Genomic DNA, 18,131 nt, shown 5'->3' with positions numbered 1-18,131 from the left:
GGGCCATCCTCTCCCACTGAGGCACGCGGCGCCGGGAGCGGAGGGAGTTATCCACAGGCCTGCCGGAAATCACGCGGACGCGGAACACTGTGCGTACGGCGACGGTCACCGCTGGACACTGCTGGAACTGCTGGAACTGCTGGAGGGGGATGGCATGCCGGGCTCACTGGCTGTGCTGCGCGACGGCCACCGGGCGGAAGCGGAAGCGCTGTTGACCAGGGCGGTCGAGGAGGAGGTACGGCGCTCGGGCGGACGGCTCGACGGGGACGCGCTGCTCGGCCGGGCGCGGGCGGCGCTGGAGGAGCTGGCGGGCAGCGCCGCCGAGGAGTACACCGCGTTTGTCCGGGCGCTGGACGAGGCCGCCGCCGGCCGGACGTCGCTGTCCCGGCGGCTGTCGCGCAAGGAGCTGGGCACCCCCGCGGTGGCGACGGCCGTGGCGGCGGTGGCGGCGTTCGGTACGGACCTCGTGTACGGCACGGGAGCGGGGCCGGCGCTGGGTGTGGGGGCGGCCGTGGTGGTGGCGGGTGCGGCCGCCACGGTCCTGAAGCTGACCGCGGGCCACTGGCCGGCGGCGCACCGGGAGGCCGGGATGCTCGGCCGGCCCGGCGGCGCGCAGCAGTTACGTCTGCAGTGGCTGACGGCGTTGGAGGTACGCGGCATCCGGCCGTTCCTGGACCAGCAGCGGATGCTGACGGCGGCCGCTCGCGGCGGTACGGCCGCGGGGCCCGCCGCCTCGAAGAGCGGCCGCGGACCGCAGCTGCGCGGCGCGGACCGCAGCGCCGCGGCCCGGCAGCGGTCCCTGCTGGAGCACTCGTTCGCCCAACTTCCGCATCCGGACGGCCCGTTCGCCGGGCGGCGGACGGAGCTGACGCAGATCGCGCAGTGGGTGCACGCGGCCCGCGCGAGCACGGAGACCAGGCCGACGGTGGTGGTACTCCACGGCGAGCCGGGCTCGGGGCGTACGGCGCTGGCGGTGCGGGCCGCGCATCAGCTGCGCGATCAGTTCCGCGGCGCCTGTGTGGTGGACCTGCGCAGCGACACCCCTGGTGAAGTGCCGCTGCCGACCCGGGATGCCCTGCTGCATCTGCTCAACCGGCTGGGCGCGCCCCGCGAGCAACTGCTGTTCCGCGAGCGCCCGTCCCAGGAGCAGCACGTCAAACGGCTCACCGATCTCTACCACCAGCATCTGACGGGCCTTCCGGTGACGGTGCTGCTGGACGACGCCGCGGATCCCGAGCAGGTGCGCACCCTGGTGCCGGAGCGGTCCGACAGCCTGGTGCTGGTCACCTCCCGTATGCCGCTGGAATTGCCGGAGGACATCGAGGCCTGGGTGCACCACCTGCCGGTGGGAGCACTGGACGCCGCGGGCACCGAAGAGCTGCTGCGCGCCTCCGCCGCGGCCGGCGACGACACCGCGGACGAGACGGGCCCCTACGACGCACAGGCCCTCGAAGAGATCTCCGACCTGTGCGCGGGCCTGCCCCTGGCGCTGCGGGTGGCGGGCTCCGCGCTGGGCTCGCGCACCGCCACCGCACTGGCCACGGACCTGGCGGCCCACGGCGAGGTGTCACCCGTGGAGCGTGCGCTGTGGCTGCGCTACGCCGACCAGTCGGAGACCGCCCGGCGGCTGCTGCGCCGGCTGGCGCTGGTGGGCCGGGCGAGCCTGGGGGCGGCGGCCTCGGCGGCGCTGCTCGGCGTCGAGCAGGCGGAGGCCGAGCGGGAACTGACGACGCTGGCCCGGGCCGGGCTGATCGAGCATGTGCGGGGCCGTCGCTACCGCCTGCACGCCCTGGTGCACCGCTTCGCGCACGACCGGCTGCTGGACGAGGAGGAGCCGGAGGAGCGCGGCGCGGCCCAGGAGCGGCTGATCCGCGGCTATGCGGAGCTGGCCGACTCGGTCATCCGGCTGGTCGACGGCCGGACGTCCACCCGCGCCGACCGCTTCGGCTCGCACGGCTTCACCTCCCTGGACGCGGCCCTGCAGTGGCTGGACGACGAGACCAGCTTCATCACGGCCGCGCTGCGCCACGCCGACCAGGGCGTGGACCAGGCGGCGGTCTCGCATCTGCTGGGCGCGCTGGCCGACTACTGCCTGCTGCGCGGGGACCTCTACCGCCTCGGCGAGCTGAGCGAGCTGACCCGGGCCGTCGGGCAGGGGCTGCTGGTCCGCTCGGTGCAGTGGCGTACGGGTGTGGCGGCCCGCCAGCTCGGCGAGCTGGACAAGGCACGGACCACGCTGTCGTCGGTGGTCGATCTGTACTTCGAGGCGCAGCATCCGGCCGGCGCCGCCCGTGCGCTGCGCGATCTGGGCATCACGCTGCAGCAGCAGGGCAACCTCGTGGAGGCCGCGGCCAAGCTCCGTGAGGCGCTTTCGCTGCAGTCCGGCGCGGACATGCACGGCGACCGGGCCTGGACGCTGCACGCCCTGGCGGCGGTGGAGCGGGACCGTGCCCAGCTCGCCGACGCGCTCGCCATGCTGCGGGAGGCACTGGAGCTGCACGAGGAGAGCGAGAGCATCCACGGCCAGGCATGGGCCCACTTCCAGCTCGGCCAGGTGCATCTGCGCCGGGGCGACGTACCGGCGGCGGAGAGCGCGCTGCAGGCGGCGTTGGGGCTCTACGGCCGTACGCACGACGAGCGCGGCGAGGCCTGGGCGATGACGCAGCTGGCGCGTGCCCGGCTGGTGGACGGCGAGCCGGGCCCCGCGGTGGACCAGCTCCGGCAGGCCCTGCCGCTGCACCACCAGCACGAGGACGCGCGGGGTGAGGCCTGGACGATGTACTACCTGGGCCAGGCGCTGGAGGAGCGCGGCGAGCACGACGCGGCGCTGCGGCAGCTGGAGCGGTCGCGGACGATGTTCAGCCGCATGCAGGACGGCTACGGCCTGGCCTGTGCCCGGCATCACTCCGGGCGGGTCACCCGCGATCTGCGGGCGGAGCAGACCGGCTCGCTGCGCAACAGCGGCTTCGCCCGGCAGCTGCTGCAGGACGCCCGTAAGGACTTCCAGCGGATAGGGGTGCCGCACGGGGAGGCGTGGTCCTGCCTGGAACTGCTGATCATCGACGCCGGCAACGGCAAGGCCGCGCAGGCGCTGGAGTTCGCCGACGAGGCGGCGCGCCTCTTCGCCGGCTACGGCGACCGGCGCGGCGAGGACTGGGCACGGTTCCTGCGCTGCACGCTGCTGCCGCTCGCCTCACCGGGTGGCAGCGTGGTGGGCGCGGCCGTCGCCCAGGAGGAGCTGGCGCAGCTGATCCGCGAGAAGCATGCGGCCCGCGATTCCAAGCTGGAGGACTGCGCGGAGGCGTTCGCGCTGCTGCTGGACCGCGGGGTGGAGCCGGAGGCGGGGTGGCAGGCATGGCGGCTCGGCATGGTGCCCAACCGCCATGCGCGCGAGGTCATGGGGGTGCCGGTCGCCCCGACCGGCACAAAGTGACGATCGGCCCCGGCTCGCCGGCCGCTCGGGCCGACGAGCCGCCGGGCCGGTCAGCCGGCCGTGTCCATCGGCCGGCCGTCGACCGCCACCCGGTCTTCCCGCACCCGCCGGCCCGCCCTCGGCCGGTCCTCGGCCGGACTCAGCTGGTCTTCGGCTTCGGTGCCGGCGTGGCGGCGGAGGCGGTGCTGCCCGCCTCGCCGTCCTCCGGCTGCTCCTCGAAGTCCACCTTCTTCATCTGCTTGTTCATGGACTTCATCAGCAGCCACACGGCGCCGCCGATGACCGCGAAGACGATGAAGCCGAGGACGCCGGGGGTCACTTTGTCCTTGTCGAAGGTGTCGGCAAGGGTGACGAAGTGCGTCAGGGCGAGGGTGCTGGTCGCGCTCATCATGGACTCAATTGTGGCGGATGCCCGCGAAGAGGTCGTCCTCGGGGAGGGAAGTGTCCACCCGCGACTTCGCGAGCTCGTACTCCTCCGTCGGCCAGACCTCGCGCTGGATGTCCATCGGCACCCGGAACCAACCGCCGTCGGGGTCGATCTGGGTGGCGTGGGCGATCAGCGCCTTGTCACGGATCTCGAAGAAGTCGGCGCACGGGACATAGGTGGTCAGCGTGCGCTCGCGCTGCTCGAACTGCTTCCAGCGCTCCAGCCACTCGCCGTACGGCGAATCCATGCCGCGCTCCAGCAGCGCCTCGTGCAGCGCGACCGTGCGCGGCCTGTTGAAGCCCTGGTTGTAGTAGAGCTTCTGGGGCTGCCAGGGCTCACCGGCCTCCGGGTACTTCTCCGGGTCGCCGGCCGCCTCGAAGGCCACCATCGTGATCTTGTGGGTCATGATGTGGTCCGGGTGCGGATAGCCGCCGTTCTCGTCGTAGGTCGTGATGACCTGCGGCTTGAACTCCCGGATCAGCTTGACCAGCCGCCCGGCCGCCTCGTCGACGTCCTGCAGCGCGAAGCAGCCGTCGGGCAGGGGCGGCAGCGGGTCGCCCTCGGGCAGCCCGGAGTCGACGAAGCCGAGCCACTCCTGCTTGACGCCCAGGATCTCCCGGGCCTCGTCCATTTCCTTCTTCCGTACTTCGTGGATGTGCTCCTCGATGTACGGGTCTCCCTGGAGTTTGGGGTTGAGGATGGAACCTCGCTCACCGCCTGTGCAGGTGGCGACCAGCACGTCCACCCCCTCGGACACGTACTTGGCCATCGTGGCCGCACCCTTGCTCGACTCGTCGTCGGGGTGGGCGTGGACCGCCATCAATCGCAGCTGCTCAGTCAAGACTCGATCCTCAGTAAAGGGCCGGAGAAGATGCCTCCTATAGTGACCGAAGCGAGGGGGCGCTGTATTCCCTGGGGCGGGGACCCCCCGGGGGTTCGTGGCCCAGGTCCCCCGACCAGGAGGATGGATCATGACCGCGGTGCGCGAAGGGCTCCCCGACGGACGCTACGGCCGCTCCGCGGATGCGCGTGCGGACCGTAACCTCAAGATCATTGGGGCGGTGCTCGGCGCCGCCCTGCTGGCGGTGATCGGCTGGTGCGGCGTCTCGTACATCTCGGGGCAGGACCTCAGCGCCCGCGTGATCACCTGGGACGCGGTCTCCGACCACGCCGTCAAGGTCCATCTCGAGGTCGTCAAGGACATGGACGACAAGGGCGTCTGCACGCTCCGCTCACAGGCCGAGGACGGCTCCGAGGTCGGCCGCAAGGATGTCACCATCGACCAGCGCTCGGCCCAGGTGGACACCGAGGTCACGGTGCGCACGACGAAGCGGGCCACCAACGCCGTCCTCGTCGGCTGCACGCCCTCGGGCAACGGCTGACCGCCCCGCCTCCGGGCAACGGCCGCCCCCTCGGCCTCCCGGCAATGGCTGCCCCGGCCTACGGGCGGCGGCTCACCCGCACGGCCTCGGGCGCGGCCACCGCCACGGCCACGCCTGACGCCCCGCCCCGCCTGCCGCTCACCGCTCTCCGCACCCGCCCACCCGCAGGGCGTGTCGTCACCGCCTCTGAGCAGCGATGATGCGTCCCTGTGCGGCCGCTGTGAATTTCCTCTTCCCCGTTTTGTGCCGGAATTGTTAGGCTCGTGGTTTCGCCCACCTGTGAAGGCGCAAACCTTCCTGGTAGGGCGTTTGATTTATCCCCAGTACCGACGAGGAGCACCTGTGACCCAGACCAGCGAAAACGTCACCTGGCTTACCCAGGAGGCGTATGACCAGCTCAAGGCAGAGCTGGAGCACCTGTCTGGTCCCGCACGCGCCGAGATCACCGAGAAGATCGCGGCGGCCCGCGAGGAAGGTGACCTGAAGGAGAACGCCGGGTACCACGCGGCCAAGGAAGAGCAGGGCAAGCAGGAACTGCGTGTCCGCCAGCTCACCCAGCTGCTGCAGACCGCCAAGGTCGGCGAAGCGCCTGCCGCCACCGGCGTCGTCGCTCCCGGCATGGTCGTCACCATCGCGTTCGACGGGGACCCGGACGACACGCTGTCGTTCCTTCTGGCCTCCCGGGAGTACGCGAGCTCGGACATCGAGACCTACTCCCCCCAGTCGCCGCTGGGCACCGGCGTGAACGGCAAGAAGGTCGGCGCCGAGGCGGAGTACGAGCTTCCCAACGGCAAGAAGGCGACCGTGAAGATCCTCGACGCGAAGCCGTACTCCGGCTGACGCCCGAGACACCCCTGAGACAGCGAAGCGGCCCGGAGCACCATGGGTACTCCGGGCCGCTTCGTCATGCCCGCGGCACCAGGCCGCCGCGACCGTCACCCCTCGTCCCGCAAGCCGCCGGGCCGCAACCTGCCAGGCCGTAACCCGGCAGGCCGTAACCCGGCAGGCCGCCACCGCTCCGGCCGTGCCCGCCCTGGGCCGTACCGCTCGGTGGCACCCTCAGGCCGTCGCCGACCGGTATTTCCGGACCGCCAGCGTCCGGAAGACCGCGATGATCAGGACGGACCAGATCACCGAGGCCAGCACCGGGTGGTCCATCGGCCAGGCCCCGGTCACCGACGTGGGCGCCTTGTCGATGGTGTTGCCGAACAGCTGCCGGGCGGCGGCCACCGTCGCACTGAACGGGTTCCACTCGGCGACATGCTGCAGGAACGACGGCATGCCGTTGACCGGGACGAACGCGTTCGAGATGAAGGTCAGCGGGAAGAGCCAGATCAGCCCGCCCGAGGTGGCCGCCTCGGGCGTCCGCACCGTCAGGCCGATGAGCGCGCCGATCCAGGAGAAGGCGTAGCCGAGCAGGAGCAGCAGCGCGAAGCCGGCCAGCACCTCGACCAGGTTCTCGTGGGACCGCCAGCCGATCAGCAGCGCGACGACCGCCAGCACCACCAGCGTCAGCGCGGTCTGCACGAGGTCGGCGAGGGTACGGCCGGTGAGCACCGCACCGCGGGACATCGGCAGCGACCGGAACCGGTCGATCAGGCCCTTGTGCATGTCATCGGCGATCCCCGCGCCGGCGCCCGCCGTGGCGAAGGTGACGGTCTGCGCGAAGATCCCGGCCATCAGGAACTCGTGGTAGGCCTGATCGTCGCCCGGCGGGGCGCCGGGGACGTTGATGGAGCCGCCGAAGACGTAGGTGAACAGCACCACGAACATGATCGGCTGAATGAGGCCGAAGATCACTACTTCGGGGATCCGGATCATCCGGATCAGGTTGCGCCTGGCGACGACCAGGGAGTCGCGTACCGACCGGCTGAAGCCGCCGCGCGCCTGCGGGGTGCGGATACCGGCGTCGCCGGCCGCTTCGGTCACCGTGCTCACTTCACGCCCTCCTTGCCGGCCGGTACGCCCGCGCCCGCCTCGGCCACCCGGGCCGCCTGCCCCGCCTCGCCCGGACCCGCCTCGCCCGGACCGGCCGCCCCGGCGCCGCCGCCCCTGCCGCCCTTGCCCTCCTTGCCGTCTTTGCCGCCCCGCTTCTGCCGCCCCACGGAGCCCTTGCCGCCCGCGCCGTTCTCCTCCGCCGCCTCCGCGGCGTGCCCGGTCAGCGAGATGAACACATCGTCGAGGGTCGGGCGGCGCAGCCCGATGTCGTCGATCTCCACCCCGCGCACGTCCAGTTCGCGGATGACCTCGGCGAGCAGCTTGGCGCCGCCCGTCACGGGGATGGTGAGCTTGCGGGTGTGCGGTTCGACCGTGCCTTCGCCCTTGCCGAAGCCGCGCAGGACCTCGTCGGCGACGGTGAGGTGTTCGGGGGCGTGCACCACGACCTCGACACGCTCGCCGCCGGTACGCGCCTTGAGCTGGTCGGAGGTGCCGCGGGCGATGACCTTGCCGTGGTCGACGACGCAGATGTCGTGGGCGAGGCGGTCGGCCTCCTCCAGATACTGCGTGGTGAGCAGCAGGGTCGTGCCGCCCGCGACCAGTTCCTGGATGACGTCCCACAGCGCCTGGCGGTTCCGGGGGTCCAGGCCGGTGGTCGGCTCGTCCATGAACATCACGGGCGGGCTGACGACCAGGGCTGCGGCCAGGTCGAGCCGGCGACGCATACCGCCGGAGTAGGTCTTGGCGGTGCGGTCGGCGGCGTCACCGAGGTGGAAGCGTTCCAGCAGTTCAGCGGCCCGGCGCTTGGCGTCGCGTCCGCTCATCTGGTAGAGCTGGCCGACCATGGTCAGGTTCTCGCGGCCGGTCAAGTACTCGTCCACGGCGGCGAATTGACCGGACAGACCTATCGAGCGCCGCACCTCGTCGGGCTGCGCGAGGACGTCGATCCCGGCGACCACCGCCCTGCCCCGGTCGGGCCGGAGCAGGGTCGTCAGGACACGTACGGCAGTGGTCTTGCCGGCACCGTTGGGGCCGAGCATTCCGAGGACGGTTCCTTCGGGGACGTCGAGATCGACGCCGTCCAGTGCCCTCACGTCACCGAAGGTCTTCACCAGACCTTCGGCGTAAATGGCGCCTGGCATATGGGGTCTCCCATGGCTTGGGTCAGTTCCAGGTCGAATATTACGATTGGCGGCCTATGCCCGCTCTGCGGCATTCATCCGCAACGGAACGCCACGACTGCCCGGCACCCCGTAACCACGACGGTACAACCAAACGCGATACATCGCGATACAAATTTCGATTTTCCGCGCACGCACAGAGGGGGAACAGTCGTTCGCCCGGCGCGTGTGGGGGCGCCACGCTATACCCACGGGACCCCCGCGCCCCATCCCTTTACGGCGATCCCTTTTTGCGGCACCTCGGCACCTCGTGCGGCATCTGCAGACTCGACCGCACCGCCGGCCCGTACGCGCTCCGCCACACCGCCAGCCCGTACACGCTCCGCCGCACCGCCGGCCCTCATCGCCGATGCGAGCCCGTACGCATACCGCGGGCGCGTGCCGCCACTACTCCGCGATGACGTACCCCGCCTCGTGCAGCGCCGCGCGCACCTCGTCGCAGTGCGCCGGCCCCTGCGTCTCCAGATGCAGCTCCACCTCGACCTCGGTCAGCCCGAGCCGGGGGTCCGTCCGCACATGGCCGACGTCGAGCACATTCGCGTCGGCCTCGGACAGCACCCCGAGCAGCATCGCCAGCGCCCCCGGCCGGTCCGTCAGCAGCAGCCGCAGCGAGAGGTAGCGCCCGCCGGCCGCCATACCGTGCCGCAGGATGCGCTGCATCACCAGCGGGTCGACATTGCCGCCGGACAGCACCGCGACCACCGGCCCCTGGAAGGGCTCCGGATCGGCGAGCAGCGCCGCCACCGGACTCGCCCCGGCCGGTTCCACCACCAGCTTCGCCCGCTCCAGGCACAGCAGCAGCGCGCTGGAGAGCTGGCCCTCGGTGACCGTACGGACCTCGTCCACCAGCGCCGCGACCATCCCGAAGGTCACCTCGCCGGGCCGCCCCACCTTGATGCCGTCCGCCATCGTCGAAAGTCCCTCGATCGCCACCGGGCGCCCGGCCGCCAGCGACGGCGGATAGCAGGCCGCCCCCGCCGCCTGCACCCCGACGACCTTCACATCGGGCCGCAGCGCCTTGACCGCGAGCGCGACCCCCGCGGCGAGACCGCCGCCGCCGACCCCGACGACGATGGTCCGCACCTCGGGGCACTGCTCCAGGATCTCCAGGCCGACGGTGCCCTGACCGGCGATGATGTCGGGGTGGTCGAAGGGGTGGATGAAGACCGCGCCGGTCTCGTGCGCGTACTCCTGGGCGGCGGCCAGCGTCTCGTCCACGACCTGGCCGTGCAGCCGTACCTCGGCGCCGTATTCGCGGGTGGCGGCCACCTTCGGCAACGGGGCGCCGACCGGCATGAACACCGTCGACCGCACCCCCAGCAACGACGCGGCGAGCGCCACGCCCTGTGCGTGGTTGCCGGCACTGGCGGCCACCACACCGGCCGCCCGCTCCCGCGCCGAGAGCCCGGCGATCCGTACGTAGGCGCCACGGATCTTGAAGGAGCCGGTGCGCTGAAGGTTCTCGCACTTGAGGTGGACGGGCGCGCCGACCAGCCCGGACAGGTAGCGGCTGCCCTCCATCGCGGTGGCCCGGGAGACGCCCGAGAGCATCTTGTGCGCCGCGCGCACGTCATCGACCGTCACCGGGGCGACCGGGTCCTCGGCGAGGTGCGCGGAGGCGGAGGTTCCGTGCGGCGTACGCGGCGTGTGGTCAGCCATATCGCCAGTCTTGCAGTTCGCCCTCCGCGGAGCGTTTTCTGCCCGAATGGTGATCAGCGCGCACGGGACGCGTACGGCGCTGCCCCGTACGGCCACCCGGGGTTACGGGGCGTTATCGGAATGGACAGCCCAGGGACGCCTCACGCCGGGTCCGCGTACTCTGTCCTCCCATCCATACGCACTTCCATCGAAGCGAGCTCCCGGCCATGCCCACCTCTTCGGACATGACGACCCACACCGACCCCGCGCTCCTCGACGCGCTGCAGCACCAAGTGGCCGTCTTCGCCCGCCGCGCAGAACAGAGCCGGCTCGGCGGCGTCGGGCAGGCGCGCAATTCCATGGACCGCGCCGCCTACCTGCTGCTCAACCGCCTCGACCAGGAAGGCCCGATGGGCGTGAAGGCCCTGGCCGCCGGTATGGGCATCGACTCCTCGACGGTCACCCGGCAGGTCGCCCCGCTGGTCGACTCCGGGCTGGTCAGCCGTGCCACCCATCCGGAGGACGGCCGGGCCGTGGTGCTTCAGCTCTCCGAGCGCGGCCTCGCCCGCCTGGAGGAGGTCCGCACGTCCCGCCGCGCGCTGATGGCGCTGGTGACGGAGCAGTGGACCGAGGAGGAGCGCACGGCGTTCACCACACTCCTGACGCGCTTCAACGCCTCCCTTTCCGACATCACCGCGTCCTTGACGCCGGTGGGGCCGACGTCCTGACGTGATGGCCTGAGGTGATGTCCTGGGGTGATGCCCTGGGGTATGCCCTGGCGTGAGTCGTGACGTGAAGTCGTGACATGAAGTCCCGCGGGCGTCCTGGACCGCCGACTGCCCGACAGCCCGCCTGCCCGGCCCCCACGCGCCTGACCGCCGGCTCGCGGCTCGCTGCCTGCCCCGCCGCGCGCCTGGCCGCCTCCCGGACTGTCTGCCCGCGGACCGCCGCACCCGTCATACCTCTTGACCCGGTGGCTGCACTGCCGTGCCATAGGAGCCCACCCAGGGGCCGGGGGCCGGGTGTCCCCAGGGATGAGGGATCTCCCGAGGCCGGGTGTCCGTCATCCGGGAGGCGCGGTGCGAGAGCGACGACCGGCGCGAGAGCGCCGCCGGGCACGAGAGTTCGAACTGTTCGTGGCGGGCGCGGCGGGCCGCCTCCTGCATATCGCCACGCTGCTGACCGGCGAGCCCGCTTCCCGACCCGCCCCGGCCGCCGAGGAGTTGCTGACCTGCGCACTCGCGCGGACCTACGCCGTCTGGGACCGGCTGCGCGGCGACGATCCGTACGAGCGCACCCGCCGGGAGCTGGCGGCTTACTTCGCACACACCGCCTGGCGGCACCGCCGGCCGCGCGGCGGACTGCTGGACCGACTGCCCCCGCGGGAGCGCCTGGTCCTCGTCCTGCGGCTGTACGAGGGCGTGGGCGAGGAGCAGACCGCGGCCCAACTCGGGCTGCCCGCCGAGCGGGTACACACCCTGTGCCTGCACGCGATCGCGGAGATGCGCAGCCGCCGCGCCGGACCGGAGCCCTCCCCGGCATGAGTCTCCCCGACCGCAAGGAGACCGAGGTACGGCGGATGCTGGCCGGTCCGCATCCGCTCGTCCCGCCCGGTCTCGCCGACCGGGCCGTCGCCCGCGGCCGCCGCCTGCTGGCCCACCGCAGGCTGCTGCGCCGCCTCGGCTGGCTGTGCGCGCTGCTCGCGCTGGCGGCGCTGGCCTGGGCGGCCGTAGCCGTGGATCACGCCCGGCTGCCCCCGCCGGCCGGCACCACCCCTCCCGCGGAGGGGTGGTGAGCGACCGGCGGCGAGCGACCGGTGCGTCAGGCCGGAGCCTGCGTCAGCCCGGAACCTGCGTCAGCCCAGCGCCTGCGTGAGATCGGCCAGCAGGTCGTCGACCGACTCGATGCCGACCGAGAGCCGCACGAGGTCGTCGGGGACCTCCAGCAGCGACCCGGCCGTCGAGGCGTGCGTCATCAGCCCCGGGTGCTCGATCAGCGACTCGACGCCGCCCAGCGACTCGCCGAGGGTGAACAGCTTGGCGCGGTTGCAGACCTCCACCGCCGCCTGCTCACCGCCCGCAACCTGGAACGACACCATGCCGCCGAAGGACCGCATCTGCTTGGCGGCGACCTCGTGGCCCTGGTGCTCGGCCAGCCCCGGGTAGTAGACGCGGGTGACCTTGCTGTGCGAGGCGAGCAGGTCCGCGATGCGTGCCGCATTGGCGCTGTGGCGGTCCATACGGACGGCGAGCGTCTTGATGCCGCGCATCACGAGCCAGGCGTCGAACGGTCCGGCGACCGCGCCCATCGCGTTCTGGTGGTAGGCCAGTTCCTCGCCGAGGGCGTCGTCGTTGACGACCAGCGCGCCGCCGACCACGTCCGAATGCCCGCCCATGTACTTGGTCGTGGAGTAGACCACCACGTCCGCGCCGAGGGCGAGCGGCTGCTGAAGGTAGGGGCTGGCGAAGGTGTTGTCGACGACCAGCTTGACCCCGGCGTCATGGGCGACCCCGGCCAGCGCCGCGATGTCACTGATACCGAGCAGCGGGTTGCTGGGGGTCTCGACCCAGATCGCCTTCGTACGGGGCCGCAGCGCATCGCGTACGGCCTTCGGGTCGGAGGTGTCGGCCACCGACCATTCCACACCCCAGCGCTCGACGACCTTCGAGATGAGACGGAACGTCCCGCCATAGGCGTCATTGGGGATGACGACGTGGTCGCCGGGGCTCAGCAGGGTGCGCAGCAGGCAGTCCTCGGCGGCGAGGCCGGAGGCGAAGGCGAGGCCGCGGCGGCCGCCGTCGAGAGCCGCGAGGTTCTCCTCCAGGGCGGTACGGGTCGGATTGGCGCTGCGGCTGTACTCGTAGCCGCCGCGGAGCCCGCCGACTCCGTCCTGCTTGTACGTGGATACCTGGTAGATGGGCGGTACCACCGCGCCGGTGGCCTCGTCGGGCTCCTGGCCTGCGTGGATGGCAACGGTTTCGAAATGCTGGTGGCGTGGTTCGCGCTGATCGCTCATGCCAACCGAGGGTAGTCGGCCTCGCAACCTTACTTTTCGGAACTTTCTGCTTGCCTGGATAGTGGATACATACGAAGAACGAAGAACCGAAGAGCCCCGGGACCGCAAGGCCACAGGACCTCTCACCGGCCCCCAGCACACCACCCCAACCGCGCGTCACCACTCCACCACTCCCCGCCATCACCACTGCCCTTGCCACTCCCCCTCCCCGCCACTCCTCCCTCCCCCCGCTCCCGCCTCTCCGGTCCCCCCACCGCCCCGCACCGTTAGCGTTACACCGGCAGCCGTGACCACTACGGCCCACGGCCTACCGCCCCGGGTACCGCGCCCGGGTACCGCTCCCGACATCTCCACCGGACACCGCTACCGACAGCCGTACAGGTACAGGACACCCCACATGGACGCTCTGCTCGTTCTCTTCGCCGCGCTCGCGCTCGGCGGTTTCGTCTTCCTGCCCTGGATGCGGCGCCGGCGGGCCGTACAGCACACCCGGCAGGGCCTGGTGGTGGCCTCCGACCCGATGGCCGGCTACGGCTTCGTCCCGCTGGACGAGCTCGACGTCCGGCTGCCCGGCCCCGACCAGGAACTGGCCGATGCGCTGGAGGAGATGCGCCGGACACACGACTGGCGCCCGGCCGCCGCGCTGCTGAAGTCCACCGGCGACGACTGGGAGCGACGCTGGCAGCGGGTGCAGACGCTGGCCGGCGCCGCGGCGTTCGAGCTGGCCGCGGAGGAGGCGACGGAGCAGCAGCGGCGCGGCACGGCCCCGGGGTACGGCGACGGCGGGCGGACCGGCGGGATCTGGCTGCGCACCTGGCGTTCGGAGGCGCCCAAGGACCCGGGCGGCGCCCAGACGCACGCCCAGTTCCTGGTGGTCCAGGCGTTGCGCGACCCGGGCTCGCAGGACTTCCGCATGATCCTCGAAGAGGCCCGTACGGTCTGCCGGGAGGCGGCCCTGCTGGCGCCCGGCAGCCCGATCCCCTACATCACCGAGCTGGCCGTCGCCCGCGGCCTGGGCGACCGCCCCGCCGACTACGAAGAGCTGTGGACGAAGGTCGCCCAGCGCGCCCCGCAGCACATGGGCGCACACCTCGCCGCGCTCCCCTACTGGTCCGAGAAGTGGCACGGCTCCCGCAAGGAGGCCGAAGCCTTCGCCGAGCGCGCGGCGGCCGCCGCCCCCGCCAAGACCCTCCTCCCGGCCCTCCCCCTCTTCGCCGTCTACGACCACCTCCCCGAGGCCAACCTGGTCCGCGGCCTCTACCGGAGCGCGGTCGTCGAGCGCGCGATCGAAGGCGCCCACTTCGCCCTGCGCGAGGCCCCCGCCGACCACCCCATGGCACCGCACGTCCGCCACCTGCTGGTCTGGTTCCTGGTCCGCGCCGAGCGCTACGCCGAGGCCATGGAACAACTCCGCCTGGTCGACGGCCATGTCGGCGCCGTCCCCTGGTCGTACGGCCGCAGCCCCGCCGCCGAATACGCCGCCTACCGTGCCCTGGCCATCGCGGGCTGGGAACAACTGGGCGGCAACGCGGCGGGCTTTCCGCCGGCGGGGCAGTAGAGCGGCGGAGCGGGACGCGCGGAGGAACGGGCTGCGCGCGGAGGGACAGGCGGCGCGCAGAAGGAGGGGCGGCGCGCAGAGGGGCGGGCGGCGCGCAGCGCACGGCCCGGAACCCGGGGACGAGCCGGACGCCACCTCCGAACGGCTCCGGCCCACTCCCAACGACTCCGGCCCACTCCCAACGACTCCGCCCGACTCGCAACGACTCCGAACCCCGGCTCCGTCCGACTCGCAAGGACTCCGGACCCCGGCTCCTCCGGCCCGCCGGCTCAACGCGCCCGCGGCCGACTGTCAGTGCCCCCGTGCATCATGACCACATGACACAGAGCACCGTCGACCCGCTGCACACCCTCGCCCACACGCACCTGCCCGCCGAGATCGCCGAACGGTGGATCGGCCTGCTCCGGCCGGGCCTGCGCCTGGAGAAGGCCGCGGATCCCGCGACCGCCCCCGTCGTCGGCCGGCTCGGCGGCGTCCCGGAGCTGCCCGAGGGCGCGGAATGGCCCGTCTGGGAGGGCCACGGCCCGCTCGCCTTCATCGCTTCGCTCGACTGCGCCCAGCTCCCCTCGTCCGCCCTCGACATCGCCATACCGACGGACGGCACACTGGCCTTCTTCTACTTCGACGGTCAGCTCGACGACGGCGACGCCTTGGTCGCGCCCCATGAACCGGACACCTGGGCGGGCGCCCGCGTGCTGTACATACCGGCGGACATCCCCACCACCACACCCGCCACGCCGAAGGGGCTCCAGCCCTACCCCGAGGTGCCTTTGACGGCACGCGCGGAGGCGACCGCCCCGGACTCCTGGCACCCCTTGGTCCACCGGGAGTTCGCCTCGCTGCCGGACGACCACCCGCTGTGGGGCGAAGACTTCCAGGAGGCCCTGTACGACCACTCCGGGGGCACCGAACACCGCCTCGGCGGCCACGCGAACCCCGCACAGGACGCGGTGGAGTCCGAGGTCGCCCACGGTGTCCTGGGCAGCCCACCGTGGGACGACCCCCGCCTCGAGGAGGAGGTGTTCCGCTGGGTCCTGCTCGCCCAGATCGACACGGACCACGACGCCGACATGATGTGGGGCGACTGTGGCGCCCTCTACTGGCTCATACGCCCCGAGGACCTGGCCGCACGCCGCTTCGACCGAGCGATGTTCACCTGGCAGTGCAGCTGACGGAACGACGGAGCGGCTGCCACCGCGGCCACCGCGCCCACCGCCCGAGCCGGAATACCCTTCGCCCCTCAGGCGTTAACACACAAGCAACGCCGTGTGCCGCTTCCCCGCCCAGCCCAGGAGCTTGATCACATGCTCTTCTCCCGCTTCAAGAACCACCTCCCCACGCCGGACGAAGCGCTCGAAGGGCGCCCCGAGCGGGCCTTCACCGTCCCCGACCGGCACACCGTCCTGGGCAACCCGCTGCTCGGCCCGTACCCGGACGGCCTGGAGATCGCCGACTTCGGCCTGGGCTGCTTCTGGGGCGCCGAGCGGAAGTTCTGGCAGACCGAGGGCGTCTGGACCACCCTCGTCGGCTACCAGGGCGGACACACCCCGAACCCCACCTACGAAGAGGTCTGCAGCGGCCACACCGGCCACACCGAGGCCGTCCGCGTCGTCTACGACCCCAAGATCGTCTCGTACGGCACCCTGCTGAAGCTCTTCTGGGAGTCCCACGACCCCACCCAGGGCTTCCGCCAGGGCAACGACGTGGGCACCCAGTACCGCTCCGCCGTCTACACCCACTCCCCCGCCCAGCAACAGGCCGCCGAAGCCTCCCGCGACGCCTACCGCACGGTCCTTCACAACTCCGGCTACACCGACATCACCACCGAAATCCTCCCCGCCGACGCCTCCCGGCCCTTCTATCCGGCAGAGGGATACCACCAGCAGTACTTGGACAAAAACCCGGCGGGGTACTGCGGGATCGGCGGGACGGGCGTGAGCTGCCCGGTGGGCGTGGCTCCGGCCGGGGACTGACTCGGGAGCGTCACCCCAGGTAGGGGCGCTCCCGATGCTCCAGGAAGTGCCGGATACGGAGCTGCTGCGTGTGGTGCATCGGGAGATCGCCGATCTCGTCGGGGTGGATGAACCGCAGCTCCGTGGACTCGTCCGAGATGGCGAGCTGCCCTCCGACGAGGCGCGCGGTGAAGCACACGTTGAACTGCCGCCGCACCTCCCCGTCCGTGTAAGCGATCACGTGACGAGGATCGGTGTACGTCCCCACGAGCCCCGTGATCTCCACATCAAGGCCGGTCTCCTCCTTGACCTCCCGGACCGCGGTGCCGGGAAGGGAGTCGGTCATCTCCATGCCGCCGCCGGGCAGGGCCCAGAGGTCGTTGTCCCGGCGTCGCTGGAGCAGGATGCGGCCCTCGTCGTCGGTCACCACGGCTGAAGCGGCAACGACGAGACTGTTGGGCTCGGGGGCATCGGGATCATCGTAATACTCGGTGCGCGACAGGTTCACTCCTCGGGTACTGGCTTCGCCGTCGTCCAGACCGCGTCGAAGCTCTGGGCATAGGTGTCGAAGATTCCACCATCCCCGTTCCGACGAAGGTGCCACACGGGTGCTCCGTAGGCGTTCACTCCCCAGACATGGGCATTGGCCAGGAGCTGATCGTCCGCCCGGTAGATGGAGTTGTACAGCGTGGTCTCGTGGGTCCGGATCTCGATTCCGGGTACCCCGAGCAGCGGCCGGTAGTGCATGAGGGCTAGCCGGCATCGCGATTCGATGCCGTGGCCGAACCGTTCCTCCTCGCCGCGCTGCCGCACGTTCGCGCTCTCCGCATCGCCCAATGCGATACGTACCGAGCACCCTTCGGCGGCGCGCTCGCGAAGCAGGTCATTCAGGCGGGGGAACCCCTCGTGCAGGAAGACCGCCGCGTAGACGAGTACGTCGATGTTCTCGCCGGCCTCCGCCAGCATGTCCGTGAACGTGGATACGGGAACGTCCGCCCGCTGGCCGTACAACGCGACCAGCTCGGAGCTGACAGCGCGGGCAGAGCGTGCTTGCCTGAGCGCCGGCCAAAGTGCATGCACGTCTTCTCCTAACGTCTCAGCCGCCAGCAGGGCCGTCGCTCGTCGAGGCGTCCGACCCAAGTTGACCCATCGCTCTACGGACTTGGGGTCCACCTGAGCCCTCGCTGCGAGGGTGGCATGGGTCCACCCTCCGGCTGCCATGGCGGCTCGAAGCCTCTCGTTCGGCATCCGCAGTCTCTCCCTGGAAGTTGGGACGTTGCTAGGGACGTTCTACCTCCTCTGGGACGTCCCAAAATGGGTTTTGGGCGAGGTTCCTACGTCCTGGGCATCGCCGTGATCCTCCTTGCATGAGCGACAAGAAAGCCCCCGCGGTGGGCACTTTGACGCTGGACACCAGGAGCGGCCGGGTCGGCCGGGTCATGGACTTCAGGTGGTCACACGTACAACTACGGCCGCCCCAAGGCGGGATCGAATGGGACGCGCGCCCGGAGGATCTACGTCCGCTCGGTTCCTGTGACGATCTGAGTTCGCGGGTGGCCGAGCTCAACGCTCACAGCAGGAGCGGGCTGTGACCAGGTCCGTCTTC

18 protein-coding genes are annotated in these 18,131 nt (G+C 71.4%); 10 read left to right on the top strand and 8 right to left on the bottom strand.

Annotated elements, in window-relative coordinates:
- The first annotated feature begins 154 nt into the window (after nucleotides 1–154).
- Nucleotides 155–3,433 carry a tetratricopeptide repeat protein gene (locus ABZ851_RS09205; RefSeq protein WP_361124281.1) on the top strand — a complete coding sequence of 1,093 codons (3,279 nt, stop codon included), beginning with the start codon at nucleotides 155–157 and terminating at the stop codon, nucleotides 3,431–3,433.
- A 139-nt stretch (nucleotides 3,434–3,572) separates the two neighbouring features.
- Here the strand turns inward: ABZ851_RS09205 and ABZ851_RS09200 are convergent, their stop codons facing one another.
- Together ABZ851_RS09200 and mca are read right to left on the bottom strand one after the other, a co-directional pair.
- Nucleotides 3,573–3,824, bottom strand: coding sequence for a hypothetical protein (locus tag ABZ851_RS09200; protein WP_088799665.1), 252 nt, complete (start codon nucleotides 3,822–3,824; stop codon nucleotides 3,573–3,575).
- Between the two features lie 4 nt (nucleotides 3,825–3,828).
- Entirely contained in the window at nucleotides 3,829–4,701 is an 873-nt protein-coding gene (gene mca / locus ABZ851_RS09195; RefSeq protein WP_361124279.1) for a mycothiol conjugate amidase Mca, read from the bottom strand.
- Nucleotides 4,702–4,831: 130 nt separating this feature from the next.
- Here mca and ABZ851_RS09190 point away from each other — a divergent pair, with 130 nt between their 5' ends.
- Complete coding sequence (locus ABZ851_RS09190) at nucleotides 4,832–5,242, top strand: DUF4307 domain-containing protein (protein WP_361124277.1); 411 nt, start codon at nucleotides 4,832–4,834, stop codon at nucleotides 5,240–5,242.
- Nucleotides 5,243–5,584: 342 nt separating this feature from the next.
- Complete coding sequence (gene greA / locus ABZ851_RS09185) at nucleotides 5,585–6,082, top strand: transcription elongation factor GreA (protein WP_088799662.1); 498 nt, start codon at nucleotides 5,585–5,587, stop codon at nucleotides 6,080–6,082.
- A gap of 219 nt (nucleotides 6,083–6,301) precedes the next feature.
- On the opposite strand, the gene ABZ851_RS09180 is transcribed toward greA, so the two are convergent.
- From ABZ851_RS09180 to ilvA, 3 genes are all read right to left on the bottom strand, one after another.
- Nucleotides 6,302–7,171, bottom strand: coding sequence for an ABC transporter permease (locus tag ABZ851_RS09180; RefSeq protein ID WP_336049980.1), 870 nt, complete (start codon nucleotides 7,169–7,171; stop codon nucleotides 6,302–6,304).
- 5 nt (nucleotides 7,172–7,176) lie between these two features.
- Nucleotides 7,177–8,322: an ATP-binding cassette domain-containing protein gene (locus ABZ851_RS09175; RefSeq protein ID WP_361124274.1), complete on the bottom strand. Its 1,146-nt coding sequence runs from the start codon at nucleotides 8,320–8,322 to the stop codon at nucleotides 7,177–7,179.
- A gap of 426 nt (nucleotides 8,323–8,748) precedes the next feature.
- Complete coding sequence (gene ilvA / locus ABZ851_RS09170) at nucleotides 8,749–10,020, bottom strand: threonine ammonia-lyase (protein ID WP_361124272.1); 1,272 nt, start codon at nucleotides 10,018–10,020, stop codon at nucleotides 8,749–8,751.
- Between the two features lie 206 nt (nucleotides 10,021–10,226).
- On the opposite strand from ilvA, the gene ABZ851_RS09165 reads away from it, so the two are divergent.
- The 3 genes from ABZ851_RS09165 (at nucleotide 10,227) to ABZ851_RS09155 (ending at nucleotide 11,794) form a co-directional block, all read left to right on the top strand.
- Complete coding sequence (locus tag ABZ851_RS09165; protein ID WP_129294447.1) at nucleotides 10,227–10,727, top strand: MarR family transcriptional regulator; 501 nt, start codon at nucleotides 10,227–10,229, stop codon at nucleotides 10,725–10,727.
- 351 nt (nucleotides 10,728–11,078) lie between these two features.
- The gene (locus tag ABZ851_RS09160; RefSeq protein WP_361124270.1) at nucleotides 11,079–11,543 is read left to right on the top strand and encodes a sigma factor-like helix-turn-helix DNA-binding protein; all 465 of its coding nucleotides are present in this window, start codon (nucleotides 11,079–11,081) and stop codon (nucleotides 11,541–11,543) included.
- Nucleotides 11,540–11,794 (top strand): hypothetical protein, encoded by a 255-nt coding sequence (locus tag ABZ851_RS09155; RefSeq protein WP_361124268.1) that lies wholly within the window; start codon nucleotides 11,540–11,542, stop codon nucleotides 11,792–11,794. The genes ABZ851_RS09160 and ABZ851_RS09155 overlap by 4 nt, the downstream gene beginning before the upstream one ends.
- A gap of 60 nt (nucleotides 11,795–11,854) precedes the next feature.
- Here ABZ851_RS09155 and ABZ851_RS09150 read toward each other — a convergent pair whose 3' ends face one another.
- Complete coding sequence (locus tag ABZ851_RS09150; RefSeq protein WP_361124266.1) at nucleotides 11,855–13,015, bottom strand: cystathionine gamma-synthase; 1,161 nt, start codon at nucleotides 13,013–13,015, stop codon at nucleotides 11,855–11,857.
- Nucleotides 13,016–13,412: 397 nt separating this feature from the next.
- Between ABZ851_RS09150 and ABZ851_RS09145 the strand changes: the two genes are divergently transcribed.
- The 3 genes from ABZ851_RS09145 (at nucleotide 13,413) to msrA (ending at nucleotide 16,546) form a co-directional block, all read left to right on the top strand.
- Nucleotides 13,413–14,573 carry a hypothetical protein gene (locus ABZ851_RS09145; protein ID WP_336049834.1) on the top strand — a complete coding sequence of 387 codons (1,161 nt, stop codon included), beginning with the start codon at nucleotides 13,413–13,415 and terminating at the stop codon, nucleotides 14,571–14,573.
- Between the two features lie 317 nt (nucleotides 14,574–14,890).
- Entirely contained in the window at nucleotides 14,891–15,745 is an 855-nt protein-coding gene (locus ABZ851_RS09140; RefSeq protein ID WP_361124263.1) for a YwqG family protein, read from the top strand.
- A 132-nt stretch (nucleotides 15,746–15,877) separates the two neighbouring features.
- Nucleotides 15,878–16,546, top strand: a complete 669-nt coding sequence (gene msrA, locus ABZ851_RS09135; RefSeq protein WP_361124261.1) for a peptide-methionine (S)-S-oxide reductase MsrA — start codon at nucleotides 15,878–15,880, stop codon at nucleotides 16,544–16,546.
- Nucleotides 16,547–16,556: 10 nt separating this feature from the next.
- Here the strand turns inward: msrA and ABZ851_RS09130 are convergent, their stop codons facing one another.
- Together ABZ851_RS09130 and ABZ851_RS09125 are read right to left on the bottom strand one after the other, a co-directional pair.
- Entirely contained in the window at nucleotides 16,557–17,027 is a 471-nt protein-coding gene (locus tag ABZ851_RS09130; RefSeq protein ID WP_358451452.1) for an NUDIX domain-containing protein, read from the bottom strand.
- Nucleotides 17,028–17,029: 2 nt separating this feature from the next.
- Entirely contained in the window at nucleotides 17,030–17,773 is a 744-nt protein-coding gene (locus ABZ851_RS09125; RefSeq protein WP_361124259.1) for an XRE family transcriptional regulator, read from the bottom strand.
- Nucleotides 17,774–17,892: 119 nt separating this feature from the next.
- Between ABZ851_RS09125 and ABZ851_RS09120 the strand changes: the two genes are divergently transcribed.
- The gene (locus tag ABZ851_RS09120) at nucleotides 17,893–18,117 is read left to right on the top strand and encodes a hypothetical protein (protein WP_361124257.1); all 225 of its coding nucleotides are present in this window, start codon (nucleotides 17,893–17,895) and stop codon (nucleotides 18,115–18,117) included.
- Nucleotides 18,118–18,131: the final 14 nt, after the last annotated feature.

Source organism: Streptomyces sp. NPDC047049, from assembly GCF_040643995.1.
GTDB lineage: Bacteria > Actinomycetota > Actinomycetes > Streptomycetales > Streptomycetaceae > Streptomyces > Streptomyces mooreae.
Note: the sequence above shows the minus strand (reverse complement) of the source record. Positions and strands in the feature narration are given on the sequence as shown.